Consider the following 23,737-nt stretch of genomic DNA (forward strand, 5'->3'; position numbering starts at 1 on the left):
GCGCTCTGTATTCAGCACGACTTCTGGAACCCACCACCGTTCGAGGAGGTCCAACAATGCCAACTCGCTCACCGAAAGAACGGCCAGCTCACAAAATATCATCCGTAGTCTCGGCCGTCCGAAACGACTCGAGGTCGGTATACCGCAGCCCATACGGAACACGCGTTGCCAGCGGAAGTGGATCGGATAACTCATACAACGACTCAGGTTCAAACACAACGACACGCTTGTTCTGATCGAACGTTGCCTGGTCACCCGTATATGATTCAAGCGAGCGTGACAATGTCGCTTCGCTCGCCGGCACGATCTCTTTGACACGTGCAACGTACATGACGGCTCCAACATCACCGGTGAGGTACATTCCAGCATACTCCGGAGTCTACCTGATACGGGTGACCCAGGCAGTGTTTTCCTCGAGATGGTCCTCAACCCAGTCAGCTGAGACGAGCGCATCGCTCGCGTACTCAGTTGTGCTCATGCATCCCTGATTGATGGACGACTGTACTTAGTGGTGCGTTTGTTCAGAACCAACTTTATACAGCTAAAATACATACTTCCATCTGAAGTGGGAGAGATAGTTTGCTACTGTTGGTAGCGTTCGAGCGCCCCTTCTCTCCCGTTTCCCTTGGCAGTGGATTGTACTGTGACCGTATTCTGGTGACACTATTTCCGAGAGAATAAGCGCTTGTCCCGGTGGATGATGGTCCACAGGAGTTGAGACAACTCACACAGTTACCGCGTAAAGACGAGCGCGTAGTGATACGGCGGCAAATCCACCTGTTCGACGAGACGACAGTCACTCGCGTTACGGACGATCGACTCCGTTGCAGTCGGTGACAGTCGGAGATCAGTCGGCGGCCCACGTGCTTCACCGGCGATCGTCGTAGTTTCACGCGGCAGGTCGAGCCAGTTGACAACCACAAATCGTCCATCGGAGTGGAGGGACTCGAAGGCTTGTTGGACGAACGCTTCTTTATCATCAATTCCGTGGAACGTATTCGCCATCAAAACGGTATCCACGAGTTCCGGTAGCAGCTCCGTGAGTTCCCGCGCATCACCATGAATTAGTACGATATTCTCGATGCCTTGCTGGTTGGTGAGTGTTCTCAACTCCTCAAGGAGAGCTTCGTTGAGGTCGAGTGCATAGACAGTACCCGGATCGGTAATGCGGGCTGCGGGCAGTGCGAAATAGCCGTTGCCACAGGGGACTTCTGCGAGTGAGGTCTCGGGTTTGATCCCGAGACGACGGAGGGTCGCGCCGGGTGTTGGCCAGAGTTGGCCCCACCAATCCCAATCAGGCTGTCTCGTGTTTTGGAATCGGTCCACCTCGAATAGTTAGAGAAGCATCCTCAAGAACGGTTCGATCAGCGCAAGAGTGTGAAATACTACTGGCGTCAGTGTTTGATGAGCGCGATTACACTGGATCATCCGGTTCGTATTTCTCTTTCGTTCGCTTGACTTCAGCGGCATATTGTTCCTGTAAGTCTGACTCATTGACGGGTGAAAGATCGTCAGGAGCAACGGTCTTGGCGGCAGTCACCGTGTCCAGAGCTTGCGATGCGACCGGATTCAAGCAGCGCAGTTGTTCGGGCCGAGTTCGAGTTCCGATGCCTCGGATTCGTCCTCCGGAGGATCCGAACCCGTGTTGATTTCGATCACCCGCTCGTAGTTCGGCGGCTTCTCGGGTGCATTCTCGACTAGTCGATTCACGAACTCCTCTTTATTCAATCCAAGCAGGTCAAGTTCGTCACGGAGGTCGCTCAGTCGAGCACTAATTGGCTCACCCGGCGAGCTAACCTCGTATCGGTTGTCCTCGGTAACCGAGACATGACCGGGAAGGATCAGCGTTTCGTCCGACAACTCGAGGATGGTATCGTGGAGCGAGTCGTAGAGCAGTTCGGCGCCGCTAGATGCGTCTTCTTCACCAAACTGAAGTTCTGTCCGTCCGACCGATTCGATGAACAGTGTGTCACCAGTCAGTAACGCCTCACCATCGATGAGATAATTCACCATCTCAGTCGTGTGTCCTGGCGTATGCAGTGATTCGATTTCGATCTCGCCGAGTTCGATCGTCTCGCCGTCGGCGAGCGGCTCGTAGTCGTACTCAACACCCCGCTCGCTCGCCTTCTCTCCGAGATGATAGGGGACGTTGAGTTCGTCCGCCAGCGTCGCCCCACCTGAGATGTGGTCGGCGTGGACGTGAGTATCGAGGACGCGATCGATAGTGAATCCGGCCTCCTGGGCGACGATTTTAAACTGATCCGTTTGTCGTGTCGGGTCGATGACGACGGCCGCTTCCGTGCGTTTCGATCCGACGACGTAGCCGAGACAACCCTTTGCCCGTCGCTGCAACTGGAGGATAACGAGATCGTCGTTCTCGGTCTCAATGGAAACGACCTCGTACACTTTACTCCAGTCTTCCATCCCACCTTTCACGACGGAGACGTCGTCGTACCCGTGCTGCTGGAGTTTGAAACTAAACGGTGTCGACGTGAGTCCTTTTCCACAGATTGCGACGACCGATCCCCCGTTACTGGCGTCCTCAATTCGCTCGAGTTCCTCGTCCGTGAACTCATCGTCTGGACCGAACGGGATGTTCTCTGCTCCGTGGATCCGCCAGCCTTCATAACTATCTTCAGGACGTGTATCGATAAGCGTGAACGATTCACCGTCATCAAGCATGCTCGCGAGCTTCTCAGGGGATATCTGGTTCACCATTGGAATCACCTCACAAAACCAGCTAATAAGGGACTGCCAATAGTGTTCATGCCTGCATAAGCACCCTCGGTCTGTGAAGAATACTACTTTACTAGTATCATCATTCGATGAGCGCGATTACACTGGATCATCCGGTTCGTGTTTCTCTTTCATTCGCTCGACTTCAGTAGCGTATCGTTCCTGGGTCTCCGGTTCATCAACGGAGGCGAGATTGTCAGGGGCAACGTCTCTGGCAGCAGTTACCGTGTCCAGAGCTTGTGAGGCGACTTCTCTCTGAAAGACTTGTTCTCCGCTCGATATTGCGTATTTGAGGATGATCAGATCCCGATTGTTATAGCCACGTTCAACGAGCCATACACGTTCCTTGTCCTCATTCGGCTCTGATGCCATGGATCATTCAACGAACTCCGTGGGTTTACCATTTGAGGGGACTGAGGGCGACGCGAGTTTCTCGCGACGGATCGATAGCGCCATCCAGTCGAATTGGTGCCAATTGAGGTCGTTGAGGCTATACCTCCGAAGCGTCGGTAGATGGGCCGATAGATAGACGTGTTGAGTGGAATTACTGGCTGGGCTTTGTACCTTGTGCAACGACCCCATCGATTCAACGGATCGTTGCACAAGGCACGTTGAAACATGGTTTGCTAGTAGCAGGATCTGGAGGTACACTCCTAACTATTCTCCAAAGGGCTATGTGGGGCTGTTAACGACTACTAGAAGGGTATTGCCAGTCTCGAGTTTTCGATATACCATAATACAGACGTAGATAATAGCGGTACTATTCGCCGATTTCTAATACAGCAGCTAAATGGTTGTTTCGGAGTGTATCGCTCCATACTGAGCTTCTGCGGGCCTTTACCAGATGTGAGACTGGCCCGTCTATACACAGTTCTCACCGGCTACCGGGAGGACATATGTTCAACGCTCATTGGGACATCTATTGAGGCAGCGGTCGGGTGTCGTTACTGACCCGCTCTTCGATTCAGAAACGATGGGAACAAGCAAATCTCACATAGATATCGACCAGTTCGTTGCGAACCTTCTGGATTTCCGCTACCGGGAGGTGATGATGACGAGTGCGACGCTCGCCGTCATCACAGCGGCAATCGTGCTCTTTCCCGGAGCAGAAAACATCACGCAAGGGATTCAGTCGGACGTCTCAGTAGGACTGCTCGTCCTGTTTGTTGGCGTCGCGATCCTCGCCGGGACAGTCATGGGAATGCTCGGATTCGGGTTCTCGCTGATCGTGACACCCGTCTTTGCGAGTGTTATTGACCCAACGCTCACAGTTGTCGTTCTCGCGGTCCCGCCACTGATGGTAAATATGTTTCAGATGGGCGAAACGGGAACGGGTCTCGAGTTTGCTCGTGAGGAGTGGCCATTGCTGGGGCTTGCTATCGTCGGCACAATCCTTGGTGTGGCCTTTCTCTCGTGGTTTAGCACCGGCCCGATTGTCCCATTTCTCATCGGCCTTATCGTCCTCGGCTATGTGTTATTTCAGGTAATTCAGAACTTCGTCGTCATTGAGGAAGCCCATCATCCAGTCGCACTCGGTGGTATCGGACTCATCGAAGGATTCCTACTCGCCGCCGCAAACCTCGGTCCAGTTCTTCCGGCGTATTTCCATACGTTCGAACGCGACGCGGAGCGATACATCGGTGGACTGTCGATGACGCTCGGGACGATTTTCGCCACTCGTCTCGTGGTAATGACGTTCTTTACTGACCTGATGACGCCGTATCGGCTTTGGCTCGGGTCAACTATCGCCGTCATCACGATCGTCGGCTTATTGCTTGGCACTTACTTGCGACGTCTTGAGATTGACGAGCAGAAATTCACGTGGTTCGTCATTGCACTTCTGTTCATTATCTCGCTCAACATCTTCCGGAACACGGTCCCGGCACTATTCTTCTAACTTGTATGACGGGCTGAAGGTATCTCTTTCGGGTTAACGGTAGAATCACCAACTCCTAGGCTCTGAGACGCCCATTCTAGAGTCGGCCTGTATGAGGATCCCCTGATAAACTAGATCTCGAGAAATACCTCTTCGATACAAGAGGGGTTCCACTTTTTTCGCTTGTATAGGGTTATGGTTCACTGTACTCTCTTAATTCAGGTTAGTATTCCGCTTCTTATATATTTGATACTATGTCTTATTATTCGAAAGTATATTGAGAAAACTTCACATAATGGTTATAAGAATAATAGAGTGGCGCGGGAGTATCTGAAGATCTTCCCTTCTGCTTCCGCGCTCTCATGGTCATACAAATCTCACGTCAACTGAACCAACGTCAATCAAGCACCAGCAGTATGACAAATGACCGAAAAGGGACGTCCCCCGAGCCAAAGGGGAAGGTCCATGAGCTACATCTCCTCAAGGACGTCCCACTCTCTCCTTGCTGGCCTAGTTCATTGTAAGAGAGTTCTTACAAAATAGCTAGTCTCGAACGGAGTGCCTAGCCGTCGTTCTCGTTGTCGCTCACGCTCTCGCGGTCCTTAAGTAGTACCGAGTGACAAGTTCAAATTAGTAGCCGCTGACGTTCGCAGTCGTGAAGACTGTTATCAGATAGATTTCGGAATCCAGTCATCTGAAAATGTTTCGGATAGCAAATTGCTAGCAGGTATATGAAATATCTGACCATCTATCGATGTATTTCGGTTCGTCTGGACCCCATCGCTAATAAGTAGGCCACGAGTGTCGATATTTTTGTCAGAGAGATAGCCGCTTTGCTGTGCGAACTCGATGTATTTGAGCAATTCTTCCAGTCCGCGAGTAAAAGTCCGAGGACTATCACTGTACTTGATTTCACCTAAAATAACTTCGATTAAAACATCTCGTGCCCGTGATTCATACACCTCAAAGACAAAGTCGGGTCGGCCATTGAACAGCGATGGTCTCGTTTCGTTTCCGAGGAAAGCCTCAATCAAGGAACCGTGGCGATGTTGGATATTTCGATAGCGACGGACGTAGTCCGCATCAATGTCGTCAAGTTTCGAGAGAGGTACGTAGAACGAGAGCTTTCCACCTTGGTCATGATAGACATCAATCGTGTACTGATCGCCCTCAAGGACGGCGAGTTGGGCTGCCTTAGCTTCGATTGGTTGCAGTCGAAGTCCCTGCGAACTGAGACGACGGAGGAGCCGGAAAATACAGAAAAGCTCGAACAATCGTGGCAGCCGTTCTGGAATAACTAAGGTACTTGATAGGAGTTGTGAGATGTCCAAATCGGTGTACGCCCCTGCAAGCAATCGTCGATAGCGATCGTACAGCGTATAGGCGTCTGTGTAGAGCGGTTGCCGAGCGGTTCGAGCTGTGTTCAACATCCGCTGTGTGACTCGGATATTTTCTGCGTCACGGATTCGATCTAAATGGACGTTTCGCGCGTAAATACGATCAAACATAGCAATCCGATCCGTCGGCCAGGCCTCTGTCCGCCATTTGTAGTCAATGGCGGAGATGTCCTCCTGAACCGTCGAATGCACTATCCAGAGTAGTTTTTTCAATACGAGATTCTCGTCAATATCGTACTCTGTATTGGGCGTCTTACAGGCGAACCGGGTCCGGTCACCAGCCGCTTCACCGTATCGGAGTCGTGTCGTTGCTGGCCAGTCAATTGCACCGCGAACCTCGCCATGAGTGACTTCCCGATCGCGTTGGTTGGCGGTCTGGATCCGTCGGAGTCGTTCCTGAAGCGCCTCGACAAACTCGACTACGTCGTCGCTGAGACAGAAATGTATGCGCTTGAGCCGGTTGAGATCTTCAATCTCTAGGTCCGTGATATCTAGTGCTTGAGCGACCGCACGCTCGTTTACCGTGCCGTTCCGAAGATAGGTAACTAACTCCTCCTGAACTCCCTTAACCAGTTCTGTTCGACCCAGCTTACTCATCGGTTCGTGGTGGGAGGTCGAAGAAATCCTCTGCCTTCCGTTCGAGTCGACGTTCATCTAGTGTGAGATCGACCAGTCCAGCGTCCGTTTGTACGCTAGTACTAGTGAGTGAATCGACTAAACTCCGCTGATCTTGAGGTCTCATCCCTTCGAGCTGCGGGAATATTAGAGCAATAACAGCGTCAGTTAACGCGGGGCCGAGGTCTTTAAGCGTCGCTGGACCGCTCGCGTTGAGGTAGCCAAGCATATCACGGACGATAGAGGGACCGATCGTTTGGTGTTGGTTGACTCGATGCCATATCACGGATAATTGCTGGAAAGATGCCACTAAGGGCTCGCGAAGTGACTCGTCGGCCTCGATCCACGCTGTTGCATAGTTCTCCTCTCTGTCCGGATCCAGAAGCGACGTTCGAACCACCCCATCATTTGTCAGAGGTGGGACACCAACGTGGATAAAGTTGAAGCGTCGCATGAATGCATAGGAGAGTTCGTAGAGTGATGCTTTGTCATACGTGTTCATCGTTGCTAGCAGCCGCCACGAGGGTGTAACCGGGAAAATATCCTGGTTGGTGACGACAGCCTCTAATCGATCGTCAGTGGTCGACTCATCAAGCGAGGCGATTTCGATCGTCGACATCCGTTCGTAGGGGAGTTGGACGGAGTCTCCGGAGAGTACTGAGAACAACTGCCCGAACGCCTTGTCGATATCCGAGCGATTGATCTCGTCGACCACGAGCCACTCGTTCCGGATCTCACTATCCTTCCGGAAGCGGTCGAGGAAGAGACGGGGCTGGAAGACGAGTTCGTTACCTTCCGACGATCGGTTAGGGACATACCCGCCGATGGTGTCGAATGTTGTCCACTCAGCCGTCGCAGTAGTGAACCGATATCCATCGACGAGGTCGCCGTGCTCGTCAGCGACGGTCTCGCAGACGTGCTTTGCGAGCTTGGTCTTCCCCGTCCCTGGGGGACCAGTAAAGATGATATGCTGGCCCGAATTGAGCGAGGCTTGAATCTGCCGGCGAAGGTCGGATTCCGACTCGAAGTAGAGCCCGTCGGGGAGCTTGACGGAGACGGTCAGTGGCGCCAACCGCGCCCGAAGCGCCTCGATCCGTTGTGTGAGCGGATACTGCGAACGGATCGCCTCGTACGCGCGCTCCGGAAGTGGGAACAAGGCCCCCCGTGCATTAGTCCGGAGCACAGCCGTCCCCTCCAGCGTTTCTAGCGAGGTGAGCGTCTGCCAGTCGACCGGTTCGATTGAGCCATCGTAGCGGATCGTGATCCCCTCGGCGGGGTTGTCTCTGTGGTCGGGCCGCTCGCGATGGAGCCCTTCGACAACGGTCCCTTCGCCGACAAGCTGCTGCGTCGGTGAGGGCTTGTAAAACAGCACTCGGTCGCCCGGCTGGGCTGTCTCGAACGCCTCGTTAAGCTGTCGTTTCTGACCGGACCCAGTGGAGGCGGTGAAGAACACCTCATCCCCTTCAGCTGCGTTCTCCACGTCCCACAGCTCGGGGTTCGCGGTGGCCCAGAAGTGGACCGGCCCGCCTCGTTCTGCGAGCCCAGCGATCATCTCGTACTCTCGTTGGACGAGTTCCGTGAGGACATAATGGTTGTTCGTCTTGATTACGGGACTTTTCTGGAGCAACGGGAGCGACTGCAGTCGCTCCCAGCTGACACCCTCGAACAATTCGTCCCACACGATCGTGATGCCTTCCACCTGTTCACCGCGGCTCGCTACTTCCTCTTCGTGAAGTCCCTGTTCAACGTGTGCACGCCCGACGATCGCCTGCGTCGGCGCATTTCGATACACGAGCACCTCATCGCCCGGCCGTGCTCGTTCGAAGACGGACTGATTCAGTCGTGGATTCCCATTGGCTTTGGTCGTCTTGTAGAAATGCTGGCCACCTTCGTGATGCCAGTTATCGGTGTTCGAATTCACCCAGAAATAACGGGTCGGATCGTCTGTACCGCCCCTAGCCGTGTACACCTGTTCCCCTTTGGTCTCACCAAGGAACGCTGCCGGTGGATTGCTGGAGGCAACCATCTCGCGGTACGCGTCCACGAGGGTTCGAAGATCGTCAACGATCGTTTCCTCTGGGGGGAACGCATCTAACCGATACTCGGTGTAGTAAATCGTAGCCGCCCCGTACAGGTCGTTCCGTCCGGAGGCGTGCGGAAATTCGACTGGCCCGGCTTGGAACCCGTCTAAGGAAAGCTCGCTCCTGATGCGTGCCGCCTCTTCCTCCAGTCGAGTGCGTGCCGCAGCTTTCCCGAGATCTTTTTTGAGCTCTGTGACACCCTGGCCTAATACCAATCGGACGCGGCCCTCCTGCGGTTCGAACAGATAGACGACGTACACACCCTCTTGCGTATTGGTCGTTTCGCGAGGGTCTATGATTGCGACCCACGGTATCGCTGTCCAACGCCCCTTCCCAACCGATCCTTTAACCTTGAATTCACCATTTTGAAGGAGGTTCTCAATTGTATCAGGAATCCGTTCCTCAACGATAGAATATGCCTCATGGTCAGTGATTCCTTTCCCGATCTGATCGATCGGATACTTGGACAGAGTCCGTTGGAGAAGAACTCCAAGGTTGGAAGAAGATGAGTTCATATCTAGTCAAGACAAACTATTGGGTTAAAACTACCTCTTCAACCGCTCGAAGAACGTCCCGATCGTTTCGCGGAGATAATCCACGCCCTCCTCGTCAGCTGTCCGGAGGCCGATCACCGTGATCATGCCCGAGAGCAGCGCGTGGGCTCGCTCGTGGCTGTAGGTGTGTCTCCATACCTTTCTTCGTACTCTTCTATCTCTTAGGACACCTTACGCTCCGTAATATCTGAAATAGTATATTTTAGCATTTTCTTAGAACATCAACTGCTACATACCTGTGTTACGGACGTTGACTACACCAAGCAACCATCTCTGTTATATACACTGGAAACCAACATTTCCCTGTCGATCGCTCTCAGTGACGTATGCAACTCCTGGGGGTGGTCAACGGAACAACAAATGACGGAAATTGCACTCACCTCAATACAGGTGGTAATTATGGTATTGTTACTCGCAATCGCTGCGATGCAACTAGGAATCTCGTTAAGCGGGCGGGTATAACGCACCTGCCCTCTCAGTGACGTATGCACTCTAGCTTACGCAGAGTAAGTACTTTAGCGTAACGTTTGTAGTGTCTACTGCTCCTACAGTGTAATTACCAAGGTCCGACTCCTGCAACACTTTACAAAGGATTGTTGCCGTTGTCAAGCTTTAGGCATGATAGAGCATGAGTGCCGAACCCCGGTTCGACGCGGTTCATAGAGAGAGCCTTGTGCAACAGTCGCCTTTCTCGCAAAGGCCAGTGTTGACAAGGTAAGCTGAAAAACGAGAAGCCAGTTATCGTCGGAGGTCGTCGACCAAGATTTTGCCGGGCTTCTTGTCGTCGCTCTCCTCGGGCAGCTCGGTGATCGGGGTTCGGTCCCCGCTCGGCTCCAGGACCTCGAGGTCGTCGTCGGTCACGGCGAGCACATCGACCATGTCCCGGTCGATCCGACCGGGGAGTGCTGGGCGCTTGATCGGCGTCCACTCCGAGAAGTCTGTAATATCAGTTTCAGTCGCGGGGTAGACCGTCGGATCAGTGAATACGTCCTCGGGGTCGTCGAACGTCGCGAGCGTTTCACTGTCCGAATCCCTGAGTTCGACCCCCGGCCGCCCCTCATGAGTGAGCCATACCGTCTGGCCGCCTGCTGGCCGGTAGACCTTGATCTCGTTCGGCCCGGCCCGAACGTCCCCATTTGCATTGTACAGTCTGTGCGCGCCGTCTTCGCCTGAGAACGACCGCATACACTCGGGACACTCATCGAGTCGCCGAGCGATTGACGCGGCGGTGTCGGGCCACGCGAACAGCAAGCAACGCCGTCTATCCGAGATTGACTGGGCGATATGCTCGAGGGTCACGCCGGGGGCGGTATCACCCGTGGAGTGCTCGCTTCGATGTCGACCGCCCCGGCGTCGGTGAGTCGATTGAGCAGTGGGTTCTCCTCGCGGAATTGCTCGACGAGGGAGGCCACTTCTGTGGGCTTCAAGGTAGGGTTTGAGGCCGCACGACGGAGCTCCGCACTCTCTGGTTCGGCGATCGCGTCGGGGTCGTCGTCGCCCCCCTGCCGAACGACGTACAGTGGGAGGCCGATCTCAAGCAGGTCGTCGTAGGCTGCCCGCATGAGCTCGGTCTCGTACTGACGGTCGGCGATATCTCGAACCGCGGGGTAGTCGCGCCGCCACGAATTCCCTTCGTCGAGACGCGGACAGACTCCTGTTTCGCGATCGTCAACGCGAGCTCAACCTTCGAGAGGGTCTCACCACCGTCTGCGATGTCGGTGCCCTTGCGCGCGTACGTGAGCACCGAATCGTGTTCGTCACTAAATTCCGCGGCATACCGAGGAAGGTCCGCAAGGTCGGCCTGCTCTTCAACACCGAGCAGCCGGCGCATCGAGCCCTTCAGCAGCGCGAAATCACGATTGATGAAGTTCTCGAGTTCACGTTGCCAATCCAGCTACAGTACCTCGATTCGTAGGATATCGATCCGCCGGTCTATGCGTATCTGTCGATCCTTGATGCGGAGGGGTACAGAGTCGGGACAGGATTCACACGCCGCCAACAGTGGGCTCTGGATTCTGGAAGGCAGCTGCCGGAGGTGATGATTGAATCCTACGATATCGACCTCAAGGACGTATGCAACCAGCTCGTTGAGTATATTTACAACGCTGGCGGGCAGGCTGGGCCGAACTCGCAAGAATTGAGGTTTCGCATTCAGCGCGAGATGGTTTGTTAACACTAATCAGGCGTCAAGCGCCCGCACAGCGCCGCAGAAACAATGACGTTCCGATCTGAGCGCCTCACTCATTCGCCACTTACATCCGCGATCAACGTCGCGAGCGCATCGAGATACTCCGTCGATCGGTCCTCCCGGAGGAACCATCCACAAGGTGGTCAAGCGTCCGATTTGAGGGACCAGATCTCCAGTAGTATTTTCCCCAGACCGACCCCCATATAGCGTCGTAGACAACGCAGGGGTGGTAGCTATGCACAGTGTCGTTGTCGTCGCTGTACGGACCATGACTCCCACTACTCGATCGCTTGGCATCGAATTCGGTGAGCTACGCGATGAGTTCGAACACCTGCCCTATCCGATCGCAAACGCTGACCTTCTAGAACGACACGGCAACGCAACACTCAGCGTGCCAAATGGCGATTATTCCTTAGAGGAAGTATTAGCACCGTTTGAGACCAGCTCGTATGATGATAGTGACGACGTGCTCAACGCCATATTCACGATGGTGGGTGAGCAGGCGATCGGGCGGAAATTCTACTCCGATCGGACACCGCCAGCACTTGGAGAAGATCGTCCAGATGATGAACTCTCGTTTTGAATCTCGCCGTGAGTCCAGTATCTTCAATCAGAACAGTGTGATCGATACGTGATTGCAGCTCTCTTTGGTGGGGATCGGGCACTACGACCTTCTGATTACCCGCGACTCCTCGCTGAACTCCACGAACGAAATTCGGGTAAGTTCGGTCTCCGGACTGTCGAGACGGCGTCCTACCAGTAGTATCGAGAGATACGTACGATGGCGGCCGCTGATGAGGAGCGTATCCGTTGATTAGAACCGACAGTGGATAGTCGCTACGCGAGGAGAGTCTACCTTGTGCAACAGTTCACATCCAAGAAGCGTTTTGTTGCACAAGGCTGACCACGTCAAAAGAGGGCCTCTTACGAACAACCACAGAGGTCCAACCAGTACTCTATTGAAATTTGCAGACTGTGATAAGAATAGCGTGCTGCACAGAGAGACTGAAATGCAGTAGATCTCCCCAGCTCAACCCACACGCCTAAAACAGTGGTTTGGTTCGGCTATGAACTACTCACGCAGAGTCACTCGCAAGAACCTCTGCAAGAGTTTCCTCATAGAGTTCGTCGATCCGTCCAATCAAGGAAGGATTCGACACGATGTGGTCGTCGACAACAGTGGCTAATGCAGCAATATAGCTAGTGAACAGGCCATCATGTTCGTTTACACCGATCTCGTAGGTGCCCTCGACGACGTTCGATTTTCGACCACGTCGCTCAGATCTTTTCGGGAGGGCAGCAGCAATCCCACTATCCGAATTGAATCGTTCCGCGAATCGCGGATAGAATTCGTCGTTACCGGAACTGCATATCGATATCTACTGAGATGGAAAGAAGATTGGTAGCCACAAACTCATACCACCGCTTTCACCGAACAACGTAGTAGAATTATGGAATAGTAGCTACACAACTGTTGTATTCGTCGAATTTGTCGAGTTTGTTTCATTCGGTGCCGGACTCGGCGCAGGTTCAGGATTCTCGGGCGTCAGCCCAAAGGTCCGATTGGTATCACTCGTAATCGGGACGGTACTCGACATCGGCTCGTAGCCATCAGCCCGAACCGTCACCTCATAGCGTTCATATTCGGCGGCCGTCGTCGAGTATTCGCCGTTCGCATCCGTTTCACCGCCGAATACCATCTCCCCACCGCTTGGTAGTCGCCCGCCAACAGCTTCGATCGACGCGCCTTCAATCGGCTCACCAGTCGCGTTGTCAGCCACGCTAAAATTTACGTTATGAACGGTCGGTTCTTCGGGTTGTTCGGGCTCCTCAGGCTCTTCAGGCTCCTCTGGCTGATCAGGTTCTTCAGGATCTTCCGGTTCCTCGGGTTGCTCCGGTTCCTCTGGCTGTTCGGGCTCTTCCGGGTTCTCTGGTTCGTCAGGATTCTCGGGCTGTTCGGGTTCCCCAGTACTGTTCTCGTCCGCTCCGTTTTCGTCGCCTTCGCTTTCGTTACCCTCGCTACTACCACCGCTAGAGGAATCACTGTCCGTCTCGAGCGTAGCCTCCGTATCGCCATCGACCGTAACGGTCTCGGTGGCGTCGCCGGTCGAGAGGCTAAAGTCACCGTCAATCACGCTAAAGACGACCGTGCCATCCGCATCAGTCGTAAGGGTCCGTTCCTCGCCAGAATCGTCGTGCGTGGCCGTTACGTCCACACCCTCAACGGGGTTGCCGTCCGCGTCCGTAACCGTAACGGTGAGGTCACTGTGTTCTTGTTGTACATCGGTATCCTCGTCGTTTGAATCGGGAGTATCGGCATCCGAATCACTGCTTGAGTCGTCGCTATCGTCGGATTGTGGGCTTGAAGCATCCGAGTCGCTACTGTCCGCGTCCGAGGTGGATGAGTCCTCAGATCCAAGTGGTGTATCGGAGGTGTCTTCACTTGGATTCGTGTCGTTCTGTTCTTGCTCGAGGTCGTCGCTCTGGTTTGGTTCGCCGGTTGCGTTGTCGGCGGGGCTGCCGGTTCCCCATCCTGCACAGCCCGCAAGGGCGATTGATGCAACGAGTGCAATCACTAGGATCTGTGATCTTTGTAGCATTGTTTTGCTATTGTTCTGAAATATAGTCATCTTTTCTCAATCTTGTTGTCGTATTATCGCTACCCTTTATACCGCTACAACGGATGCCGTCTGTCTTACCCCTCGAAGGATTTCAGATGATTCACTCTGGCGCTGTTCTTTACCGACAGCAGTACACTCGCAACGCAGGCGACGAGCACACACCCGCCGAAAGCGAGGACAAAGAGGAGTTTCAGTTCGCGAAGGGAACCGTCGGAGTTTCGACCCCAGCGAAGCCGTGATCTGCCGGCAGAGAATAGGTGGGTCCACGGCCGGATCAAACTTGAGACACTCAGAACGTGATAGGAACGAGGTTCTGCATACAGAAGATGAGTTCAGCAGAGCGATTCCGACAGAGGAGTGCAGTTATCAGCATAGACGATATATGTATCTACATGCCTGAAGAAGTCCTGTTCAAATCGGAAAGCAATCAGAGTCGAGATGAGATCGCAGCGTACCTTCGCCGTGTAGCCGATAAATTGGAACAAGGGGACGCAATCACGCTAAAATCGGGATCCGAGTCCGTGACGATGGAGCCGCCAGCTCGCCCGACGTTCGAGGTCAAAGCCGAACGTGAGGGGCCAGCGGATGGATCCGGTGAATTGAGTATCGAGTTCGAACTTGAATGGGACGAGAACGCCAGTGGGGGAGACAGTGGGAGCGGCCAGCTAGAAATCGAGTGATTGTATCTCGCAGAAAGTCGGCTAACTACCCAACTGGTGGCAGAAGTGCCGTGCAAAATATAGAGCTTGTATTTAGAAGTGTCGGATTAAGCCACCACCTAGAAACAGCACGAAGATTCACCATGTTTCTTTCACAATGTTCGGGTGATGCCAGGACCCGTATTTCTCAAAGGAGAACAAGTGACGCTTCGTACAGTTCAGTCAGAGGATTACGAGTTTCTTGCTCGCAATCTCAATGATCCACAAGTACGACACGCCGGATACGAGACCATTCGGGCACCAGTCTCCGAAGAGGACATCGCGACAAACATCGAGTCCGACGATTGCCATACGTTCCTCGTGTGTCGGAAGGGGGATCCCGTTGGGAGCGCTTCTATCAAGGATATCGATCTAGAGGGCAGTAAGGCTGAGTTGAGCTACTGGATTGCCCCTGACGAGCAGGGGAAGGGATACGCGACCGGAGCGGCCGATCTCTGTTTGACCCACGCCTTCGATGAACTTGGCCTTCACAAGGTCTGGGCCCGCACAGTCGGAGACAACGTGGCTTCGAATAGAGTACTCGAAAAACTCGATTTCCAGCAAGAAGGGGTTCTCCACGACCATTGGTATGGGTTCGGCCGATACGTAGATGAGTACAGATTTGGTCTCCTGAGATCTGAGCGATAAGCGCTCTGTATTCAGCACGGCTCCTGAGACAGATCACCGTGAGAGGTCCAATAAGTACATTCATCGGTAGCATCGTCGTTCTCACGCTTCACAAACGAGTTCCTGCCCAGCCCGGTTCAATGGCGAATTACAGCTAGCTCTACATCTACAATGTACTACGCAAAAGCAAAGTGATAAACGGGCACACCTGCCTAATGAACGTTTCAGCGACAGTGATATCGGGCTATTATGATACCAACAGAGCCAGTCTCATCACCATGAGCTGAAACAATCGCGAAGCTCAGTCACGCTGTTCGTTGCTTCGAGCGCCAACAGGAGCTTGATCCGAGCTTTGTGAGCTGGTAGATCACCGCCGCTGATTGCACCATGGTCCTTGAGAGTTTGTCCACCCCCATTACCGTAGATCGCGTTCAGTGTGCCTGCGTGCGTTCGTGAGGTTACAACGACGGGAAGACCACTATCGATTGCATCTTGAACAGCATCACTCAAGATCTCACTGGTATTCCCAAGGCCAAACCCGTCGAGAACGAGTCCATCGTCACCTTGCTCAATTGCAAACTTGATTTGGCGGTCATCCATACCTTGTCCCGAAGCGGCGATTGACACTGTCTTATCCGGGCGAAGTGCTGAAAGTGACACAGAGTAGCTCTTCGGTTCACGGTACAGCCGCACGTTGTCGCGCGTAAATGCCGCAACCGGGCCTTTGTTCGGTGATTCGAACGTTTCTAACTTACTCGTATGACCCTTCGTCACGTCGCGAGCGGCGTGCAGTTCCTCATTGAAGGCAATATAGACGCCGTTACGGATCTCATCGTGTGTCGCAGCCCGAAACGAGGTTATGAGGTTCGCAGGACCGTCTGTACTCACTTCATCTGGACGACGCTGAGCACCAGTAAAGATGATCGGGATATCGAGATCTAACGCTAAATCAAGATGGTACGCTGATTCTTCCATCGTATCGGTGCCATGAGTTACGACAATACCATCAGCGATGTTTTCAACATTGCGAGCGGCTTCACCGAGATCGGCGACATCATCCTGATCAAGATTGAAGCTACCGAGTTGCGTAACTTGTTCGACGAGGATCTCATCAGCGTAGTTGTTCAGTTCGGGAACTGATTCGATTAGCGCCTCACCACTTTGGGAGGGAGAGGCCCCACCCTCTCCAGGAGTGCTTGCAATAGTCCCACCCATACTCAGTACTTGTACGACAGTCCCATCGTACTCTGGCACCTCATCAGCGTTCGCGTCGTCATCGGTTCCGACGGCAGTACTACTCGCAAGTCCTGTGCCACCAGCGATGCCCATCATCTGTATGAATGATCGACGTTTGAAATCATATGGAATCATTCATGAGTTATGATAACAGCTATCATAATAATGATCTGGGTATCTGCAAAATAGGAATATGCTCACTACAGTAATCGTACCTACATCCAACCTGCGTAAAAAGCATGCACTTAGATCAGTAGATGTTAGCGCAATTGAACGATTTAGTGTTGGATTAACGATAAATAATCGAAACAAAGGATGGTATGACGCACATCTGCTAGTAGGACCTGAGGACAGCCAGCTGACTACGGGGGATGTATTTGGCATATTACGAGTATGAGAGAGTTTAACATGGTATAGAGCGAATATAGCGGTGCGGCTGGCGATAGGAGGTGTATTCGCATGCCCAAAATCAAGTCAATCGCCCGTGAACAGGTCGTGAGTGTAGCTCCAGATGCGTCGCTCACTGACGCGGCACAGTTAATGGACGAAGAGAACGTGGGGAGTCTCGTTATCGTTGAAGAGGATCGTCCGCGCGGGATCGTCACGGATCGTGATATCGCAATTGAGGTAGTCGCACGTGACCAAGACCCCGCGTCGCTGACAGCTGCAGACGTGATGAGCGAAGACGTCGTTACGGTCGACGTTGAGAGCGGAATTTTCGACGTGTTACGCACAATGGAGGAGGCGAGTGTACGACGGATTCCAGCCGTCGATTCGGATGGAGACCTCGCTGGGATCGTCACGTTCGATGACTTTGTGATCCTTCTCGGGCGAGAACTCAAACTCCTCGGTGACGTGATTGAAGCCGAAATACCACCATACGACCACACATGAACTACCTCATCCTACCGCTTGTCTGACGGCTCGCACTAGAGAGTGGGGCTTCCTATTTCCACGATGCGCTTCGCATTTATAAGGGTGAATACAGGGGGTACCGGCATCACCAATAGCAGAGAGATTATAGACCGTAAGCCTACGCAGAAACATCCTCAGTACCGGCATAGCTGCATCGCGGTAATAAGGGCGAGTACGAGTAAACTCCGGATCACGAAGCGAATTCTCGAGCAGTTTAATAACAGCAGTTGCTCCAAGTAATCGAACCTCAAATTTGCTCCCAACCCTATTGAACTCAGGCGAATAAAACAAACGAGTATACAATAGTACCCCGTATTACTACATACATATTATCTATTTTATCTGGAATAGGAATAGACTTTAATAGTGATATGTGGACAAATCACATACAATGTCGGAGGACAGCGAAACCAGTGGTGAGGGGAAAGCAGTAGTTAAGAAGCACGGTATCGGTCGTCGCACAATTCTAAAAGCAGTCGGAGCGACCGGTGTTGTGAGCGCACTCTCTACTCCAGCAGTCGCAGGAATGGACAGTAACGATGAATCGTTCGATGTGATTGAAGCGACAGTATCAGATATCCACGCCGCGATCATCAACGAGCGCACGACTATTCGGGAGGTCGTCGAACAATATTTGGAACGGATCGAAGCGTACAACGACGAATTGAACGCTATTTTGACGGTCAATCCAAAGGCACTTGATCGCGCCGATGAACTTGATAGGAAACTCAAGGACGGCAATTTTGTTGGACCGCTGCACGGTATCCCGACGATCTTGAAGGATAATCAAGATACAAAGGATATGCCGACGACTGGTGGGGCGGTAACGCTCGAAGAGTCAATGGCACCAGACGACGCGTTCGTTGTGAAGCGGATGCGTGAAGCCGGCGCGATCATCCTTGCGAAAGCGAATCTTCACGAACTCGCCGGTGGCGGTACCAGTGTTAGTTCATTAGGTGGCCAAGTACGGAATCCATATGCATTGGATCGCACACCTGGCGGATCAAGCGGTGGAACTGGCGCAGCACTCGCCACAAACATGGCTCCGATTGGGTTCGGAACGGACACCGTGAATTCAGTGCGATCACCCGCCTCAGCCTGTAACCTGGTTGGGCTGCGTCCCAGTCATGGATTAGTCAGTCGAGACGGAACAATTCCAGTAGCGCTGACGCAAGACATGGTTGGACCGATCACCCAGTCGGTCACTGATGCTGCAAAAATGCTCGACGTTATTGCTGGGTATGATCCACAAGACCCGTCGACAGCAAAAGGGGTCGAACATATTCCTGATAGTTACACTGATTGTCTCAATCCGGATGGTTTGAACGATGCCCAAATTGGTATCCTCCGGAGTGTTTTCAGTAGCGGCCCTGAATCCAAACCAGTCGTTGAAGTCGCTGAAGAGGCTATTGGTGACCTCAAAGCATTGGGCGCGGAAACAATCGAGGTCGATGCAGAGATCGATGTCGATGAACTGATCGACTCATTCCACGTCGGAAGTTTCGAGCAACAAGAGCAGTTCAACGAGTATCTCGATAGTCTTGGATCCGGAGCTCCGATTGAGACGTTCGAGGATTTTGTTGAGGCCGACGAATACCACGAATCGCTTGAATCCGGATTACAGGCTGCGCTAGAAATCGAATCGCCAACGGATGAACCGGAGTATTTCGAACGACTCTACCGTCGGAACCAGTTCATAGGACGATTATACGACATTATGGCAGAAGATGAGCTGGATGCGTTTTTCTTCCCGCATCAGAAACAGCTTGTTGCCGAGATCGGCGACGATCAACTTGGCCGGAATGGCTTTCTCAGTTCCGGAACAGGGTTCTCCTCAATTACGGTTCCGGGCGGATTTTCAGGGGGATGCGTGCCTGTTGGTATGGAATTCCTGTGCCGACCGTTCGATGAACCAACGCTCTTTGAGGTTGCGTATGCCTATGAGCAGGGAACGCAGCATCGCCAGCCACCGAAAAATTTCGGCCCAGTAAAGCAATAATCCCATAGAAACGGATCTTACCTCCTTTCGTCGATTACTTTTTCTTTTTTACTGGTCCGTAGCTGGCGCCTCTCGTTTCATCGTCACCTGCTCGTAAGATACGCCAATCCGAACAGAGTCGGTTCACAGAACGCCTGCCCAAGGAACAAGACACTGATCGGGAGTCCGTCCGAAGTGAACCCGATAGGAACAGACACCTCTGGATACCCTGAAATGTTCCCTAGGAGCGTTCTGGATGGTGTATTCTCACAGTCGTAGTCAATGTCTTCTGCTGACGGTAACGGCTCCGGTGGACAAGAACCAGTTGGAGCAACGAGTGCATCAGGGTCGTGTTTCTTCATCGATTCGGTGAGAATCCGCCGGATTATATCCGGTCCTGTATCAAGCGTTCGCTGATAGAAATTGTCGGTAAATGATCCTCGAGATTGGGCCTCTTCCAGCCGTTCAAGCACTGTCTCATCAATCGAGAAGTCCTCACCGCTGCTGATCGCGATGATCTCTTCCAGATTCTCGACTGGCGTATCACGCTCTGTCAGGTATTCATTGAGGTAGTTCTTGAACTCGAGACCGGCAAGACAATCCCTCTCACCTTTCGTCATCACGATCTCGCGCTCACCGACAGCACCTAGTAGACCCTACTCTTGGTCGCCCGTAGAGCTATCCAGAACCCGAGTTTGTTTTGTCTTGTGCAACATCAATAGGAGCGGTGATTGTTGCACAAGATAGTAACCCGGCCGGAACCTCCCTTATTGCGCTCCCTTGCCCTCAACTACTACTAGCTGAACAGTCTTGTTCGCGAACTCATTCCAAAATCTACCACACCGCGATTATCAGTACGATTCCATACACCACATCATTACTCTCGTTCAAGTATAATAACACCAATCAGGATAAGAATCCCACCGATAACTGTTGCCGTCGTAACTGGCTCAGCGAAGAGTACCGCACCGAGAGCAACTGTGACAGGAGGTTCAGCAGTGCTGATGATCCCAGCTCGACTGGCGCCGATCTGTTTGAGCCCGGCGAAGAACGCAACAACCGGAATCGCGGTCGCGAAAATCCCGAGACACAGGAGGATCGTCCACGCGGACAGGGTCTGTGGAATCGTGAGGTCTCCGCCTGCCGTGCCAATGACGACAAACGATGTGCCAGCAGCCGGTAGCACGTACGCAGTCAGAACCAGCGGATCAATCGTCAGGAGCATCGATCGGGAGAGAGTAATGTAAGCGGCGTACGCAAGCGCAGCGCCAAGAACGACGAGTACGCCTACAAGCGATGCACCCGCAGGGTTTGCTCCAGTGACGAGTGCGATACCACCGAGAGCGAAGCAGAGTGCTATTAGCATCGATCGGCTCACCCGTTCCCCAATGAGGGCAACCGCTAGAATGACGACAAAGACAGGATATGTATAGAGAACAATGGCGACCATTCCTGCGGTCATAAATTCCAATCCGACGAAGTAGAGCCCGCTCTGCGTCGCGTAGCCGAACGCTCCGAGGCCGAGTGCAATCAGCAGTGCTCGCCCGTGAAGAAGTGCTAATCGGCCTCTCCACGCAAGGAGTGCCCACACGAATATCGTCGCGAATAGGAACCGAAAGACGAGCACAGTCGGAATCGAGAGACCTGCACGTTGAGCGTAGATGCCAAAGATACCGAGCGTACCGAAGCCCACAGCTGAAAGGAATACCAACATGAGCCCCGTCCGTTCAGAATCAAGATGACGCCAGTCGCTGTAGCCACTCATGCACACTCGTTTCTCAGTATCCCCCTACCAATGAGTATCGTTACATACCAGTCAGCGCCCCCTATCAACAGATCATATACACAGAAGGTACACCGTTGGTAGCCGAGTGAGTGATTATGGACAGAAACGCTGAGGCGTTTTGACGGAGAAACAGCGATAACGATAGACACTGGGGAGAAATATCGTCTGATCCCCTGTAATTTATTATTCTTGAGAATCCCACCCATAGAAGAACAATGTCTGAGTACGGTATCCTTGCGCTTGCGCCACCCCTTGTGGCTATTATCTTAGCAATGACTACGAGACAAACCCTTGTCTCGTTGTTCGCAGGGGTCTGGATCGGAGCATTGATGATCGCAAACTGGAATCCGATCGCTGCAACAGCCCTCTCAACCGACTGGATCGTCGACGTTCTCATGACTCCATTCAACGCGAGATTTCTTGTGTTGATTATGTTCATGGGAGCCGGTGCCGCCTTTATCTACAAGTCAGGCGGAATCATCGCCCTCGAACAGTGGATCGGACACCGAATCGAGACTGCACGTGATTCGCAGATCCTGACGTGGCTAATCGGGATTTTCATCTTCTTCGATTCCTATACAAGTACGATCGTTACCGGCAACGCGACACGGGAACTCTCCGAGCAAAACGATAGTTCCCGCGAGATGCACTCGTATGTCCTCGATTCGACTACCTCGCCCGTCACGACGTTCGGCCCCGTCTCGAACTGGATCGGCTTTCAGGTCTCGATGATCATCGTCGGATTCGAGGCGATTGATGTCACGACCGAAGAACTCGGCGTCACAGCCTTCGGGATCTTCCTGCAAAGTATTCCGTGGAACATCTACTGTTTTATGGCATTTTTCATGGTCGGACTAATCGCAATCACACAACGGTTCTACGGTCCGATGCTCGACGCCGAATGGCGTGCTCGGACTACAGGGCAAACGATACGTGAGGATGCGACTCCCCTGTCCGATATCACGACTGACGTCGGTGAGCCAAGCCGGAAAAATCCCAAGCTGATGAACTTCTTTCTTCCAATCATTGTCCTGCTCACTGTCGGAATCGTCGCAATGTGGTGGCTGGGGGGCGGCTACCAACCCGGTGTTGACATAGCGACTGCGTTCCAAGAGACTGATGTCGCCCTCGGATTGCTGTATGCCGCGTTCGCTTTCATGGCCGTCGGAATGATTGGCGCCCTCGGGTACGGGACAATGGATCTTGACGAGGCCAGTGATACGATCATCAACGGATTCAAAACGATGATCATCGCTGCAGCGATCATCGTTCTGGCGTGGACGATCGGCCTAGCTGCCGAGGAAGTCGGAACCGCCGAATACATCGTCAACGCGATGGTAAGCGGCGGTGTCCCCGGATCGTTCCTTCCATTGATCATCTTCGTCGCCGCGATGTTCATCGCATTTACGACTGGAACATCATGGGGCACGATGGGGATCCTGACACCGCTGGCTGTCCCGCTGGGGTACGAATTAGTCGGGACCGGAATTCTACCGGTCCTCATGGGCGTGCTGTTCGGCGGTGCGATCTGGGGTGATCACTGCTCACCGATCAGCGATACAACGGTGATGTCCTCGATTTTCGCGGGTGCTGACCATATCGATCACGTTAATACTCAGATTCCATTTGCCATGACTGCAGCGGGAGTGACGGTCATTATCCTATTGCTGTACGCTGTTGGCTTACAGCAGGTGTTCATACTCCTGCCATTGGCATTCATTCTCACTACCGCCGCCGTTCTGGGACTTAACAAGCTAGATACACGACGGAAGAATCTCCCCGAGGTGATGCCGACAAGAGAGAAGATCGAGCGCCACGAACTGCATCGCGAATCGGTCGATCGCCAACGGAGTGAGACAACCGGTGAGTATGACCTACTTGACACGGTGCCACTGGTTGCTCTTGTGGTTGTAATCGCATACTTTGCGCTCGTATTCGCCTTCGCAACACTGGGCGGATAATAAATCGTATACATCGAGCAAATCTACGAGGTTCCTAGAGCGTTCGTCCAGCATAAGCGAAGCAGCGTTCCTCGTCAACGATCCGAAGCTCCAGTTGGAAACTCTCACGTCAATTCCTGGGATCGGGCCTACGACCGCAACAGTCGTTCTCGCGTTTCACGATCCGACGACCTACGCAGTCGGTGATCGATATATGGTTGCAGCTCTCTTTGGTGAGGATCGAGCACTGCGATTTTCTGACTATCCATGAATCCTTACTGCACTCCGTGAGTGGAATCCGGGCAAGTTCGATCTCCGGACTGTCGAGACGGCGTACTAGTAGCAGTATCGAGGGACGTACAATGTCGGCCGTTGATGAAGAGTGTATACGTTAGCTAGGACTAACAGCGGGTAGTCGCTCCGCAAAGAGAATCTACCTTGTGCAATATCCTGTATCCAAGAAGCGGCTTGTTGCACAAGGCACGAAAT

At 53.1% G+C, this 23,737-nt stretch carries 18 protein-coding genes; 7 read left to right on the plus strand and 11 right to left on the minus strand.

The features are described from left to right. Positions 1 to 732: 732 nt before the first annotated feature. The 3 genes from HAPAU_RS19145 to HAPAU_RS19155 form a co-directional block, all read right to left on the minus strand. Entirely contained in the window at positions 733 to 1,326 is a 594-nt protein-coding gene (locus HAPAU_RS19145; RefSeq protein WP_066385778.1) for a class I SAM-dependent methyltransferase, read from the minus strand. 243 nt (positions 1,327 to 1,569) lie between these two features. Further along, positions 1,570 to 2,718, minus strand: a complete 1,149-nt coding sequence (locus tag HAPAU_RS19150) for an MBL fold metallo-hydrolase (protein WP_066385781.1) — start codon at positions 2,716 to 2,718, stop codon at positions 1,570 to 1,572. Positions 2,719 to 2,835: 117 nt separating this feature from the next. Then, positions 2,836 to 3,108 (minus strand): hypothetical protein, encoded by a 273-nt coding sequence (locus HAPAU_RS19155; protein WP_066385783.1) that lies wholly within the window; start codon positions 3,106 to 3,108, stop codon positions 2,836 to 2,838. 601 nt (positions 3,109 to 3,709) lie between these two features. Between HAPAU_RS19155 and HAPAU_RS19160 the strand changes: the two genes are divergently transcribed. Beyond that, positions 3,710 to 4,633, plus strand: coding sequence for a sulfite exporter TauE/SafE family protein (locus HAPAU_RS19160; protein ID WP_066385784.1), 924 nt, complete (start codon positions 3,710 to 3,712; stop codon positions 4,631 to 4,633). A 647-nt stretch (positions 4,634 to 5,280) separates the two neighbouring features. Here HAPAU_RS19160 and HAPAU_RS19165 read toward each other — a convergent pair. From HAPAU_RS19165 to HAPAU_RS22675, 4 genes are all read right to left on the minus strand, one after another. Continuing rightward, positions 5,281 to 6,606 carry a hypothetical protein gene (locus HAPAU_RS19165; protein WP_066385786.1) on the minus strand — a complete coding sequence of 442 codons (1,326 nt, stop codon included), beginning with the start codon at positions 6,604 to 6,606 and terminating at the stop codon, positions 5,281 to 5,283. Continuing rightward, the gene (locus HAPAU_RS19170) at positions 6,599 to 9,220 is read right to left on the minus strand and encodes an MrcB family domain-containing protein (protein WP_066385787.1); all 2,622 of its coding nucleotides are present in this window, start codon (positions 9,218 to 9,220) and stop codon (positions 6,599 to 6,601) included. Before HAPAU_RS19170 ends, HAPAU_RS19165 begins: the two co-directional genes overlap by 8 nt. Positions 9,221 to 9,997: 777 nt before the next feature. Next, complete coding sequence (locus HAPAU_RS21385) at positions 9,998 to 10,558, minus strand: hypothetical protein (protein ID WP_245634268.1); 561 nt, start codon at positions 10,556 to 10,558, stop codon at positions 9,998 to 10,000. Next, positions 10,555 to 10,821, minus strand: a complete 267-nt coding sequence (locus HAPAU_RS22675; RefSeq protein WP_066385789.1) for a hypothetical protein — start codon at positions 10,819 to 10,821, stop codon at positions 10,555 to 10,557. Before HAPAU_RS22675 ends, HAPAU_RS21385 begins: the two co-directional genes overlap by 4 nt. Positions 10,822 to 11,715: 894 nt before the next feature. Here HAPAU_RS22675 and HAPAU_RS19185 point away from each other — a divergent pair. Then, a complete protein-coding gene (locus HAPAU_RS19185; RefSeq protein WP_169802694.1) occupies positions 11,716 to 12,030 on the plus strand; it encodes a DUF5789 family protein in 315 nt (104 codons plus the stop codon). A gap of 880 nt (positions 12,031 to 12,910) precedes the next feature. Here the strand turns inward: HAPAU_RS19185 and HAPAU_RS21390 are convergent. Then, on the minus strand, positions 12,911 to 14,077 hold the full coding sequence (locus HAPAU_RS21390) for a carboxypeptidase regulatory-like domain-containing protein (RefSeq protein WP_157078577.1): 1,167 nt from the start codon (positions 14,075 to 14,077) through the stop codon (positions 12,911 to 12,913). A gap of 383 nt (positions 14,078 to 14,460) precedes the next feature. Between HAPAU_RS21390 and HAPAU_RS19195 the strand changes: the two genes are divergently transcribed. Together HAPAU_RS19195 and HAPAU_RS19200 are read left to right on the plus strand one after the other, a co-directional pair. Next, the gene (locus HAPAU_RS19195) at positions 14,461 to 14,748 is read left to right on the plus strand and encodes an amphi-Trp domain-containing protein (RefSeq protein WP_066385896.1); all 288 of its coding nucleotides are present in this window, start codon (positions 14,461 to 14,463) and stop codon (positions 14,746 to 14,748) included. Between the two features lie 180 nt (positions 14,749 to 14,928). Beyond that, complete coding sequence (locus HAPAU_RS19200) at positions 14,929 to 15,414, plus strand: GNAT family N-acetyltransferase (protein ID WP_169802695.1); 486 nt, start codon at positions 14,929 to 14,931, stop codon at positions 15,412 to 15,414. 252 nt (positions 15,415 to 15,666) lie between these two features. Here the strand turns inward: HAPAU_RS19200 and HAPAU_RS19205 are convergent, their stop codons facing one another. Next, complete coding sequence (locus HAPAU_RS19205) at positions 15,667 to 16,764, minus strand: asparaginase (RefSeq protein WP_084383924.1); 1,098 nt, start codon at positions 16,762 to 16,764, stop codon at positions 15,667 to 15,669. A 324-nt stretch (positions 16,765 to 17,088) separates the two neighbouring features. On the opposite strand from HAPAU_RS19205, the gene HAPAU_RS19210 reads away from it, so the two are divergent. Then, entirely contained in the window at positions 17,089 to 17,523 is a 435-nt protein-coding gene (locus HAPAU_RS19210; protein WP_066385795.1) for a CBS domain-containing protein, read from the plus strand. Between the two features lie 412 nt (positions 17,524 to 17,935). Then, on the plus strand, positions 17,936 to 19,543 hold the full coding sequence (locus HAPAU_RS19215; protein WP_245634269.1) for an amidase family protein: 1,608 nt from the start codon (positions 17,936 to 17,938) through the stop codon (positions 19,541 to 19,543). 83 nt (positions 19,544 to 19,626) lie between these two features. Here the strand turns inward: HAPAU_RS19215 and HAPAU_RS19220 are convergent, their stop codons facing one another. Together HAPAU_RS19220 and HAPAU_RS19225 are read right to left on the minus strand one after the other, a co-directional pair. Continuing rightward, on the minus strand, positions 19,627 to 20,142 hold the full coding sequence (locus HAPAU_RS19220; protein WP_066385797.1) for an amidase family protein: 516 nt from the start codon (positions 20,140 to 20,142) through the stop codon (positions 19,627 to 19,629). 257 nt (positions 20,143 to 20,399) lie between these two features. Further along, on the minus strand, positions 20,400 to 21,287 hold the full coding sequence (locus tag HAPAU_RS19225) for a DMT family transporter (protein WP_066385798.1): 888 nt from the start codon (positions 21,285 to 21,287) through the stop codon (positions 20,400 to 20,402). 293 nt (positions 21,288 to 21,580) lie between these two features. On the opposite strand from HAPAU_RS19225, the gene HAPAU_RS19230 reads away from it, so the two are divergent. After that, a complete protein-coding gene (locus HAPAU_RS19230; RefSeq protein WP_394327305.1) occupies positions 21,581 to 23,269 on the plus strand; it encodes a Na+/H+ antiporter NhaC family protein in 1,689 nt (562 codons plus the stop codon). Positions 23,270 to 23,737 lie beyond the last annotated feature (468 nt).

This window comes from Halalkalicoccus paucihalophilus (assembly GCF_001593955.1).
GTDB lineage: Archaea > Halobacteriota > Halobacteria > Halobacteriales > Halalkalicoccaceae > Halalkalicoccus > Halalkalicoccus paucihalophilus.

What these genes read in the sequence shown, in the direction of transcription:
- HAPAU_RS19150 (WP_066385781.1), bottom strand. Translation starts at nt 2,718, where the DNA reads ATGGTGAACCAGATATCCCCTGAGAAGCTCGCGAGCATGCTTGATGAC.
- HAPAU_RS19155 (WP_066385783.1), bottom strand. Translation starts at nt 3,108, where the DNA reads ATGGCATCAGAGCCGAATGAGGACAAGGAACGTGTATGGCTCGTTGAA.
- HAPAU_RS19160 (WP_066385784.1), top strand. Translation starts at nt 3,710, where the DNA reads ATGGGAACAAGCAAATCTCACATAGATATCGACCAGTTCGTTGCGAAC.
- HAPAU_RS19165 (WP_066385786.1), bottom strand. Translation starts at nt 6,606, where the DNA reads ATGAGTAAGCTGGGTCGAACAGAACTGGTTAAGGGAGTTCAGGAGGAG.
- HAPAU_RS19170 (WP_066385787.1), bottom strand. Translation starts at nt 9,220, where the DNA reads ATGAACTCATCTTCTTCCAACCTTGGAGTTCTTCTCCAACGGACTCTG.
- HAPAU_RS22675 (WP_066385789.1), bottom strand. Translation starts at nt 10,821, where the DNA reads ATGCGGGCAGCCTACGACGACCTGCTTGAGATCGGCCTCCCACTGTAC.
- HAPAU_RS19185 (WP_169802694.1), top strand. Translation starts at nt 11,716, where the DNA reads ATGACTCCCACTACTCGATCGCTTGGCATCGAATTCGGTGAGCTACGC.
- HAPAU_RS21390 (WP_157078577.1), bottom strand. Translation starts at nt 14,077, where the DNA reads ATGACTATATTTCAGAACAATAGCAAAACAATGCTACAAAGATCACAG.
- HAPAU_RS19195 (WP_066385896.1), top strand. Translation starts at nt 14,461, where the DNA reads ATGCCTGAAGAAGTCCTGTTCAAATCGGAAAGCAATCAGAGTCGAGAT.
- HAPAU_RS19205 (WP_084383924.1), bottom strand. Translation starts at nt 16,764, where the DNA reads ATGATTCCATATGATTTCAAACGTCGATCATTCATACAGATGATGGGC.
- HAPAU_RS19210 (WP_066385795.1), top strand. Translation starts at nt 17,089, where the DNA reads ATGCCCAAAATCAAGTCAATCGCCCGTGAACAGGTCGTGAGTGTAGCT.
- HAPAU_RS19215 (WP_245634269.1), top strand. Translation starts at nt 17,936, where the DNA reads ATGTCGGAGGACAGCGAAACCAGTGGTGAGGGGAAAGCAGTAGTTAAG.
- HAPAU_RS19220 (WP_066385797.1), bottom strand. Translation starts at nt 20,142, where the DNA reads ATGACGAAAGGTGAGAGGGATTGTCTTGCCGGTCTCGAGTTCAAGAAC.
- HAPAU_RS19225 (WP_066385798.1), bottom strand. Translation starts at nt 21,287, where the DNA reads ATGAGTGGCTACAGCGACTGGCGTCATCTTGATTCTGAACGGACGGGG.
- HAPAU_RS19230 (WP_394327305.1), top strand. Translation starts at nt 21,581, where the DNA reads ATGACTACGAGACAAACCCTTGTCTCGTTGTTCGCAGGGGTCTGGATC.